The organism is Microlunatus ginsengisoli, from assembly GCF_039537205.1.
Taxonomy (GTDB): domain Bacteria; phylum Actinomycetota; class Actinomycetes; order Propionibacteriales; family Propionibacteriaceae; genus Microlunatus; species Microlunatus ginsengisoli.
Window position 1 is genome coordinate 1 of the sequence record NZ_BAABAB010000015.1, and the last position, 7,563, is coordinate 7,563.

The 7,563-nt window shown below is 68.3% G+C and carries 4 protein-coding genes and 1 pseudogene; 3 read left to right on the plus strand and 2 right to left on the minus strand.

Annotated features, from left to right (window positions below; genetic code table 11):
* Positions 1-340: 340 nt before the first annotated feature.
* Both ABD747_RS10595 and ABD747_RS10600 read right to left on the minus strand, forming a co-directional pair.
* Positions 341-847, minus strand: coding sequence for a GNAT family N-acetyltransferase (locus tag ABD747_RS10595; RefSeq protein ID WP_344804199.1), 507 nt, complete (start codon positions 845-847; stop codon positions 341-343).
* A gap of 142 nt (positions 848-989) precedes the next feature.
* Positions 990-1,952 (minus strand): C40 family peptidase, encoded by a 963-nt coding sequence (locus tag ABD747_RS10600; protein WP_344804201.1) that lies wholly within the window; start codon positions 1,950-1,952, stop codon positions 990-992.
* A gap of 510 nt (positions 1,953-2,462) precedes the next feature.
* Between ABD747_RS10600 and rplJ the strand changes: the two are divergent.
* The 3 genes and pseudogenes from rplJ to rpoB all read left to right on the plus strand — a co-directional run.
* Positions 2,463-3,074: pseudogene (gene rplJ / locus ABD747_RS10605) on the plus strand (50S ribosomal protein L10); the annotation flags it as partial.
* A 144-nt stretch (positions 3,075-3,218) separates the two neighbouring features.
* A complete protein-coding gene (gene rplL / locus ABD747_RS10610) occupies positions 3,219-3,617 on the plus strand; it encodes a 50S ribosomal protein L7/L12 (protein WP_344804205.1) in 399 nt (132 codons plus the stop codon).
* Between the two features lie 447 nt (positions 3,618-4,064).
* Positions 4,065-7,544, plus strand: a complete 3,480-nt coding sequence (gene rpoB, locus ABD747_RS10615) for a DNA-directed RNA polymerase subunit beta (protein ID WP_344804207.1) — start codon at positions 4,065-4,067, stop codon at positions 7,542-7,544.
* The last annotated feature ends 19 nt before the right edge of the window (positions 7,545-7,563 follow it).

The following is a 7,563-nucleotide window of genomic DNA, read 5'->3' on the forward strand; positions in this document are numbered from 1 at the left end:
CGTGGTGCGCCTTGGCTCGCCGTCGACGGTGAGCGAAATCGCGGTTGGATGCGCGAAGTGGCGTGGGGGGGGGAGTCAATTGCGTGAGAGCCGGCGCCCGCGACAGGGATGCCAATGACCAGGGCCGACTGCCACCCCGGCGTTCGGTGCCCGGCCGCTTCGTGTCGGGCCCCCACGTCAGCCGCCTGCCGTCAGACGGCCCGCGGCGAGACGCCCGCCCGTCAGACGGCCCGCGGCGAGACGCCCGCCCGTCAGACGGCCCGCGGCGAGACGCCCGCCCGTCAGGCGCCCGCCCGTCAGACGCCCCGCGGCGAGACGCCCGCCCGTCAGGCGCCCCCCGTCAGGGGAGCGCGGCGGCGCGGAGGGCGTCCCCGCTCAGCCGGAACACGGTCCATTTGTCCATCGCGACCGCGCCCATCGATCGATAGAACTCGATCGACGGGGTGTTCCAGTCCAGCACCCACCACTCGAACCGGGCGTAGCCGCGCGCCACGGCGATGCTCGCCAGCGATTGCAGCAGTGCCTTGCCGAGACCCTGGCCGCGGTAGGCGGAGCGGACGTACAGGTCCTCGAGGTAGATGCCGTGCACACCCTCCCAAGTGGAGAAGTTCAAGAACCACAGGGCGAACCCGACCACCTCGGCGCCGGCCTCGGCGACCAGGGCGAACACGGCCGGCCGGGGGCCGAACAGCGCCGTCTGCAGCTGCTCGTCGGTGGCCCGGGCCTGGTCGGCGGCCCGCTCGTAGGCAGCGAGCTCGGCGATCAACTCGCGGATCCGCGGGACGTCGGCGGCGACGGCAGGTCGGACCGCCGGATGGAGCACGGGGGAGTCGGGTGTCGCAGTCACCGGCCGAGTCTGTCAGAGCCGCGGCGGCAGAGCCGAGCGCGGAAACGAACCCCCGGCGTACGAACGAAACCCGAACAGACAAAAGCGACACCCCGCTTCCTGGGGGGGTGGGAAGCGGGGTGTCGCAAGGGGGAGGTCTGGGTCAGGCGATTCGCCTGGCGCCCTTATACGGCATGTACTTCATCTTGATGTACGCCACGGGCTTTCCGGGCCGCGACGCGTGGATGACCTTACCGTTTCCGGCATAGATCGCGACATGGCTGATGCCGGAGTAGAAGAACACCAGATCGCCCGGCTTCAGGTTCTTCTTCGACACGGACTTGCCCTTCTTGAACTGCCCGCGGGCGCTGTGCGGCAGCTTCTTGCCAGCCGCGGCCCAGGACTTCATGGTCAGGCCGGAGCAGTCCCAGGCATTCGGCCCGGCCGCGCCGTAGCGGTACTTCTCGCCGAGCTGCTTCTTGGCGAAGGCGAGGGCGATCTTGCCCTTGGACTTCGAGGACGACGACGAGGACGGCTTCATCACCTTCACCGAGGCGGCGCTGCCCGAGCGCAGCAGACCCCAGACGCGCTGGTCGGCGACGCCGCTCTGCTTCCAGCCCTTGGCGCGCTGCAGACCCTTGACGGCGTTGGCCGTCGAGGTGTCGAAGGTGCCGGTACGGCCGACCGCGCGGCCCGAGGCCGTCAGCGCCCGCTGCACCCGGAGGACCGCGTAGCCGCGGTCGCCCTTGCGCACCGTCGGGTGGCTGCTGCCGGCGACGAGTGCGGTCCAGGACGCCTTGCCGAGAACGCCGCCGCCGGAGATGTGCTTGCTCGCGTTGAACGCAGCGGCACCCTTCGCGTCGGCGGAGCTGAACGTCCCGTTCTTGCTGATCGAGTATCCGGCCTGAGCCAGGTAGCACTCGGCGGCGGTCACCGCACGACCCTTGGAGCCTTCGCGGACGGTGCTGTAGGTCTTGAGGCCGTATCCGCAGTCGGACGAGGCGGACGTGCTGGATTTCCCGGTGGTCGGCGCGGACTGCGCTGGACCGGCGGCTGCGGCGAAGGCCGACGCGGCGAGGGCCGTGGTGGCCAACAGCGACGCGCTCGTCTTGACGACTTTGTTCATGTACTCCCCCTTTGGAGTGGTTCGGCCCAAGCCGTGCGCGGATCGTGACATCGTTGTCTACGAAGCTGTTGCCGAATCGCGCCAGCAGGCGGAGATCGGTGGTGACGGCCGGGTGTTGCGGGTCCTGACGTGGCCGCAATTCCCATCGGCCGAGCCGCACGTTATCAAACCGAGACAATCGCAACAAATCCGTGACCAAGCCGTACCTCGGCGTGCTACGGTGCGCGGCTCGCCCCGGCCGATTGCCGCGCCGAACTGATTTGGTTCCACCGAACCGGCTGACGTACAGTGATCGCTGCCGAAGACCGCTGGTTGGCCGGAGCGATCCGATCACGAAGCACCCGAGCCGGGTGGCCCGCGCAGGTGAGTGATGTGACATCGAGGAGCGTGCTGCTCCTGGCTGCCCCGTGACGCCCTGCGCTCCGGGGCTTTTCTCGTCTCCGGGCCTCTTCGGCACCCGTGTCCGCACACGTCGTGCGGGTGCACGAAGTAGAGGAAGTGGAGGAGACCATGGCGAGGCCGGACAAGGCAGCCGCAGTCGCCGAACTGACCGAGCGCTTCTCCAGCGCCGGCGGCGCCGTGCTGACCGAGTACCGCGGACTCACCGTGAAGGCGCTGAAGGAACTGCGCCGTTCACTCGGTGAGGACGCCACCTACGCCGTGTCGAAGAACACGCTGACCGCCATCGCGGCCAAGCAGGCCGGCGTCGAGGGAATCGACGACCTGCTGGTCGGCCCGACGGCGATCGCCTTCATCGACGGTGATCCCGTCGTGGTGGCCAAGGGCCTGCGTGACTTCGCACGGAACAACCCGCAGCTGGTCGTCAAGGGCGGAGTCCTGGACGGCAAGCCCCTCACCCCGGAGGAGGTGCGCAAGCTCGCCGACCTGGAGTCGCGTGAGGTCCTGCTCGCCAAGGCCGCGGGTGCCATGAAGGGCGTTCTCGCGCAGGCCGTGTCGCTGTTCGCGGCGCCGCTGTCGCAGGCCGCCCGCGCGGTGGCCGCCCTGGAGAAGGCCGCCACCGAGAACCCCTCGCTGATCGCCGGTGCGGGCACGCCCGCGGCGGCCCCCGCGGCCGAGTCCGCTACGGCCGAGTCCGCCGAGGACACCAGCGAGCCCAGCAACGAGGAGCTGGATGCCGCGGCGACCGTCGAGGAGCCGGCCGCCGCACCTGCCGCTCAAGCGGCGACCGATGCAGCACCCGCTGCGGATGAAAACACCACCGTCGCGGCCGACGCTGCGGAAGACAAGTAAGGAAGGAACGCCATCATGGCCAAGCTCAGCACCGACGAGCTCCTGGACGCTTTCAAGGAGCTCACCCTGATCGAGCTCAGTGAGTTCGTGAAGCAGTTCGAGGAGACCTTCGGCGTGACCGCCGCCGCTCCGGTCGCCGTGGCTGCCGCCCCGGCCGCCGGCGGTGCCGGTGGTGCCGACGCCGCTCCCGCCGAGGAGGAGTCCGACGAGGTCGACGTCATCCTCGACGCCGTCGGCGACAAGAAGATCCAGGTCATCAAGGAGGTGCGTACCCTCACCAGCCTGGGCCTGAAGGAGGCCAAGGAGCTCGTTGAGGCCGCGCCGAAGGCCGTCCTGGAGAAGGTCACCAAGGAGGCCGGGGCCAAGGCGAAGGAGGCCCTCGAGGCCGCCGGCGCGTCGGTCACCGTCAAGTAAGGTCGCTCGACCTTCACGCTGCACCCGAGGGGCGGCGGATCCATTGCGGATCCGCCGCCCCTCGCCTCGTTCCCACCTCGCTGGCCGGCACCCCGGAAGCCCCGCCCCCGGCCCGAAAACTGTGCAGTTCTCGCACCGACACGCCGCCGGCGACTGCGACAGCCGCACAGTTTCCGCGGTAGGGGACTGGGCGGCTGAGCCGGTGTACAGCCGAAGCGGCCAGCATCAGTGCTTGTCAGCGCCAGATTTGTGAGTATCATCGTCGCCAAGCGGTCGTCGTCGACTTGACCGTTCAGCTCCGCTGTGCGCTCGCACTTGACCAGCGGCCAACAGGTCTCTATATTGGGGGTTTGCCTCCGCCATTTTGTCGACCCGTTTCACTTGACACGGGTCGTTCAGCATGCGCGGACGCCTGGATGACCAGTCCAAACCCTGGAAGGACAACTGTTGGCCGCCGCAGGCACCACCGCCAAGAATCACGTCGTATCCACCACCGGCCGCATCTCTTTCGCGAAAATCGCTGAACCACTCGAGGTCCCTGACCTCCTCGATCTGCAGATCGACTCCTTCGACTGGCTCGTCGGCAACGAGGCCTGGCGCGATCGGGTCGAGCTCGCGCTCGAGGAGGGCCGCACCGACGTCAACACCAAGTCGGGCCTGGAGGAGATCTTCGAGGAGATCTCTCCGATCGAGGACTTCTCCGGCACCATGTCGCTGTCGTTCCGCGACCATCGCTTCGAGCCGCCGAAGAACACCGTGGACGAGTGCAAGGACCGAGACGTCACCTATGCGGCGCCGCTGTTCGTCACCGCCGAGTTCATGAACAACGAGACCGGCGAGATCAAGAGTCAGACCGTTTTCATGGGCGACTTCCCGCTGATGACCGACAAGGGCACCTTCGTCATCAACGGCACCGAGCGGGTCGTCGTGTCCCAGCTCGTCCGCAGCCCGGGCGTCTACTTCGAGCAGACCACCGACAAGACCTCGGACAAGGACATCTTCACCTGCAAGATCATCCCGTCCCGCGGTGCGTGGCTGGAGTTCGAGATCGACAAGCGGGACATGGTCGGTGTCCGGCTGGACCGCAAGCGCAAGCAGAACGTGACCGTGCTGCTCAAGGCGCTCGGCTGGGACGACGCGAAGATCCTCGAGGAGTTCGGGGAGTACGAGTCGATGCGGCTCACCCTGGAGAAGGACCACACCACCACCCAGGACGAGGCTCTGCTCGACATCTACCGCAAGCTCCGTCCGGGCGAGCCGCCGACCCGCGAAGCCGCGCAGGCGCTGCTGGAGAACTACTACTTCAACCCGAAGCGGTACGACCTGGCGAAGGTCGGTCGTTACAAGATCAACAAGAAGCTCGGGCTGGAGCAGCCGTTCGACCAGCAGGTGCTGACGATCGAGGACATCGTCGCCGCCATCCGCTTCGTCGTGGCGCTGCACGAGGGCCGCGAGACCCTGCCGGCCCCGCGCGGTGAGCTGATCGTCGAAGAGGACGACATCGACCACTTCGGCAACCGCCGGCTGCGCACCGTGGGCGAGCTGATCCAGAACCAGCTGCGCACCGGTCTCGGCCGGATGGAGCGGGTGGTCCGGGACCGGATGACGACCCAGGACGTCGAGGCCATCACGCCGCAGACCCTGATCAACATCCGGCCGGTGGTGGCGGCGCTGAAGGAGTTCTTCGGCACCTCCCAGCTGTCCCAGTTCATGGACCAGACCAACCCGGTCGCCGGGCTGACCCACAAGCGGCGGCTGTCCGCGCTCGGTCCGGGCGGTCTGTCCCGGGACCGGGCCGGCATGGAGGTCCGCGACGTGCACACCAGCCACTACGGCCGGATGTGCCCGATCGAGACCCCGGAAGGCCCCAACATCGGCCTGATCGGCTCGCTGGCCAGCTTCGCCCGGGTGAACGCGTTCGGCTTCGTCGAGACGCCGTACCGCAAGGTGGAGAACGGTCACGTCACCGACCAGATCGACTACCTGACCGCCGATGAGGAGGACCGCTTCGTCATCGCCCAGGCCAACGCCAAGCTGGACGAGAACGGCCGGTTCACCCAGGACCGGATCCTGGTCCGCAAGCGGCACGGGGAGGCCGACGAGGTCGTCGTCGACGAGGTGCACTACATGGACGTGTCGCCGCGCCAGATGGTGTCGGTGGCCACGGCCATGATCCCGTTCCTGGAGCACGACGACGCGTCCCGCGCCCTGATGGGCTCGAACATGCAGCGCCAGGCCGTCCCGCTGATCCGCTCCGAGGCCCCGTTCGTGGGCACCGGGATGGAATACCGCGGCGCGGTCGACGCCGGCGACGTCACGGTTGCGACCCAGCCGGGCGTGGTCACTTCGGTGAGTGCGGACCTGATCGACATCGCACACGACGACGGGACGTACAAGACGTACCGGTTGAGCAAGTTCCGCCGCTCCAACCAGGGCACCTGCATCAACCAGCGGCCGCTGGTCGCTGCCGGGCAGCGGGTCGAGAAGGGCACCCCGCTGGCCGACGGTCCCTGCACCGACTCCGGTGAGATGGCGCTCGGCCGCAACCTGCTGGTCGCCTTCATGCCGTGGGAGGGCCACAACTACGAGGACGCGATCATCCTCTCCCAGCGGCTGGTCCAAGACGACGTCCTGACCTCGATCCACATCGAGGAGCACGAGGTCGACGCCCGCGACACCAAGCTGGGCGCGGAGGAGATCACCCGGGACATCCCGAACGTCTCCGAGGAGATGCTGGCGGATCTCGACGAGCGGGGCATCATCCGGATCGGTGCCGAGGTCGGCACCGGCGACATCCTGGTCGGCAAGGTCACCCCGAAGGGCGAGACCGAGCTGACCCCGGAGGAGCGGCTGCTCCGCGCGATCTTCGGCGAGAAGGCGCGCGAGGTCCGCGACACCTCGCTGAAGGTGCCGCACGGCGAGTCCGGCACGGTGATCGGGGTGCGCGTCTTCGACCGCGAGTCCGACGACGAGCTCAGCCCCGGCGTGAACCAGCTGGTCCGGGTCTACGTCGCCCAGAAGCGCAAGATCTCCGACGGCGACAAGCTCGCCGGCCGGCACGGCAACAAGGGCGTCATCTCCAAGATCCTGCCGGTCGAGGACATGCCGTTCCTGGAGGACGGCACCCCGGTCGACATCGTGCTCAACCCGCTCGGCGTGCCGAGCCGGATGAACGTCGGCCAGGTGCTGGAGACCCACCTCGGGTGGGTTGCCAAGCAGGGTTGGGATCTGGACGGTGTCGAGGGTGACTGGGCCGAGCGGCTTCGCTCGGTCGGGCTGACCCACGTCGACGGTGACCAGAACCTGGCCACGCCGGTGTTCGACGGCGCCACCGAGCAGGAGATCACGGGGCTGCTGGGCAACACCCTGCCGACCCGCGACGGCGGCCGGCTGGTGAACGCCGACGGCAAGGCCAACCTCTTCGACGGCCGCTCCGGCGAGCCGTTCCCGGAGCCGGTCGGCGTCGGCTACATCTACATGCTGAAGCTGCACCACCTGGTCGACGACAAGATCCACGCCCGCTCGACCGGGCCGTACTCGATGATCACCCAGCAGCCGCTGGGCGGAAAGGCGCAGTTCGGCGGTCAGCGGTTCGGTGAGATGGAGGTCTGGGCGCTGGAGGCGTACGGCGCCGCCTGGGCTCTGCAGGAGCTGCTGACCATCAAGTCCGACGACGTCCCCGGTCGCGTGAAGGTGTACGAGGCCATCGTCAAGGGCGAGAACATCCCCGAGCCCGGCATCCCCGAGTCGTTCAAGGTGCTGGTCAAGGAGATGAAGTCGCTCTGCCTGAACGTCGAGGTGTTGTCCTCCGACGGCACCGAGGTCGAGCTGCGCGACTCCGACGACGACTACCGGGGAGGCGAGGACTTCGGCATCGACCTGTCCCGCCGTCCCGGCGAGTCCCTGGGCGCCCTGGACGAGGTCTAGCGACCACACGTGCGCTGAG

Bases quoted from the DNA above. Each gene is read 5' to 3' on its own strand.
- ABD747_RS10600 (WP_344804201.1), bottom strand. From the start codon at position 1,952: ATGAACAAAGTCGTCAAGACGAGCGCGTCGCTGTTGGCCACCACGGCC.
- rplL (WP_344804205.1), top strand. From the start codon at position 3,219: ATGGCCAAGCTCAGCACCGACGAGCTCCTGGACGCTTTCAAGGAGCTC.